The following is a 2128-nucleotide window of genomic DNA, read 5'->3' as shown; positions in this document are numbered from 1 at the left end:
CGACGCCCGCCGCGGGGTCCGGCGGCACGGCGGGGGCGGCGCGGACGCCGTCCGCCGCCCCGCCAGGAAGGGGAGGACCCGCATGAGCCTCGTCGGAACCCTGGTGGGGATGGAGCTGCGCCAGCGGATGCGCTCGCGCGGCTGGTACATCATGCTGGCCGTCTTCTTCGTGCTGACCGGCCTCGTGACCCTCGGTGCGCTGGGCCTGTTCGGCATGTCCGGTGCCGGCCCGGAGGAGCGGGAGGCGTCCGGCCGGCTCATGTTCGACCTCGTCGCCTTCTTCGTGCTCCTGCTGTCCCTGCTGGTCTCCCCGGCGCTGTCCGCCAACGCCATCACCGGTGACCGCGCCGGCGGCACCCTGGCGATCGTCCAGGTGACCCCGGTGCGGACCTGGCAGCTGATCCTCGGCAAGTGGATCGCGGCCTGGATCCCTTCGGTCGCGTTCCTGCTGGCGGCGCTGCCGTGGCTGATCGTGACGCTCGTGTTCGGCCGGCTGCCCGTCTCCATGCTGCTGCTGGCCTGCCTGGTGCTGATGGTGGAGTTCGCGGTGGTCACGGGGCTCGGCGTGGCCGTGTCCGCCATCAGCGGCCGCACCCTCTTCGCGGTCGTGGTGACCTACCTGCTCGTGGCCCTGCTGGGCATCGGAACGGTCATCGGCTTCGGTCTGGGCACCCAGTTCACCAAGACCACCGTGCAGGCCAACCACTGGAACTACGGGTACACGGACGATCCGGACTGGCAGCCGGGTCAGCAGGGCAAGTGCGTCGGCCCCCTGCGGGAGCGCGAGGTCTCGGACATGCGCCGCATCGGCTGGGCGCTCGCACCGAACCCGTTCGTGCTCATGTCGGACGCGGTGGCTCCCGCCTCACGGCTCGTGGAGGACCCGGATGCCGGGCAGGACTCCGTGATGACGATGATCTCCTCCGGTGCCCGCTCCACCCAGCTGTCCCCGGAGGAGACCACCGACTGCGTGGACGGCATCGAACGGGACACCGGTGAGGACCTGCTCGTGGAGCGCGGCGGGCTCACCCCGGTGTGGCCCCTGGGCCTCGCAGTCCAGGCCGGCCTGGTGGCCGTCCTGATGGTGTGGGGGCACCAGCGGCTGCGTACCCCGGCCGGGCGGCTGCCGCGCGGTCTGCGGGTGGCCTGACAGCTCCGACACCCCCGTCGCGGAAGCACCGCCGCAGGCGAGACGCGCCCCGGTCCTCGGAAGGAGGAGGCGGGGCGCCGTCGTCGTGGTGGGGGGAGGGTCAGCCGTTGAGGAGGCGACGTCCCTCGAAGGCCCGCCCGAGGGTGACCTCGTCCGCGTACTCCAGGTCTCCGCCCACGGGCAGGCCGGAAGCGAGGCGGGTGACGCGGATGCCGGTGGCGCCGAGCATGCGGCCCAGGTAGGTGGCGGTGGCCTCGCCCTCGAGGTTCGGGTCGGTGGCGAGGATGACCTCCTGGACCACGTCGTCCTGGAGGCGGGTGAGCAGCTCGCGCACGTGCAGCTGTTCCGGCCCGATGCCGGCGATCGGATTGATGGAGCCGCCGAGCACGTGATAGCGGCCGCGGTAGGCGCGGGTGCGCTCGATCGCCATCACGTCCTGCGACTCCTCCACCACGCAGAGCAGGGACGCGTCCCGCTTGTCGTCACGGCAGATGGCGCAGCGGTCCTGCTCCGAGACGTTGAAGCAGAGCTCGCAGAGCGTCACCTTTTCCTTGACGGTGCGGATGGCGTCGGACAGGCGCAGCATGTCCTTGGACTCGGCCTCCATGATGTGGAAGGCGATGCGCTGTGCGGACTTCGGGCCGATGCCCGGCAGTCGGCCGAGCTCGTCGATGAGGTCCTGGACGGCACCCTCGTACACGTGTCACCTGGGCTTTCTGCGGCGCTGTGGGGTGTGCGCCGCGGGTCTCCGGCCGGCCCCGGCGGTCCGGGGCGGGCGGGTCAGCTGTTCGGGAGTTCCTCGATGAGGCGGGCCCCGAGGACCCGCTCCACGACGGCCCGGCCGACGAGGCCGGACTCCTCGAGGGGGATGTCGTCGTCGCTGGCCACCTCGTCCTCCCAGGATACGGAGGGCCTGGCCGCGGCCTGCGGGGTCTGCTCGGGGCGGGGTCCGGCGGCCGCGGGCGGCCTCTCGTGCGG

Annotated in this window: 3 protein-coding genes; 1 reads left to right on the top strand and 2 read right to left on the bottom strand. The window is 72.2% G+C overall.

Features of this window, described 5'->3' with window-relative positions; translation table 11 throughout:
* Nucleotides 1-82 precede the first annotated feature (82 nt).
* A complete protein-coding gene (locus AC2W7A_RS11855; RefSeq protein ID WP_485991519.1) occupies nt 83-1150 on the top strand; it encodes an ABC transporter permease in 1068 nt (355 codons plus the stop codon).
* Between the two features lie 100 nt (nt 1151-1250).
* Here AC2W7A_RS11855 and recR read toward each other — a convergent pair whose 3' ends face one another.
* Both recR and AC2W7A_RS11845 read right to left on the bottom strand, forming a co-directional pair.
* Entirely contained in the window at nt 1251-1850 is a 600-nt protein-coding gene (gene recR / locus AC2W7A_RS11850; protein WP_485991518.1) for a recombination mediator RecR, read from the bottom strand.
* An 80-nt stretch (nt 1851-1930) separates the two neighbouring features.
* Nucleotides 1931-2128 (bottom strand): hypothetical protein (locus AC2W7A_RS11845; protein WP_485991517.1); only part of this gene is annotated, 198 nt, incomplete at its 5' end.

Source organism: Micrococcus sp. LASM2_SD2, from assembly GCF_057364565.1.
Note: the sequence above shows the minus strand (reverse complement) of the source record. Positions and strands in the feature narration are given on the sequence as shown.

Bases quoted from the DNA above. Each gene is read 5' to 3' on its own strand.
- AC2W7A_RS11855 (WP_485991519.1), top strand. From the start codon at position 83: ATGAGCCTCGTCGGAACCCTGGTGGGGATGGAGCTGCGCCAGCGGATG.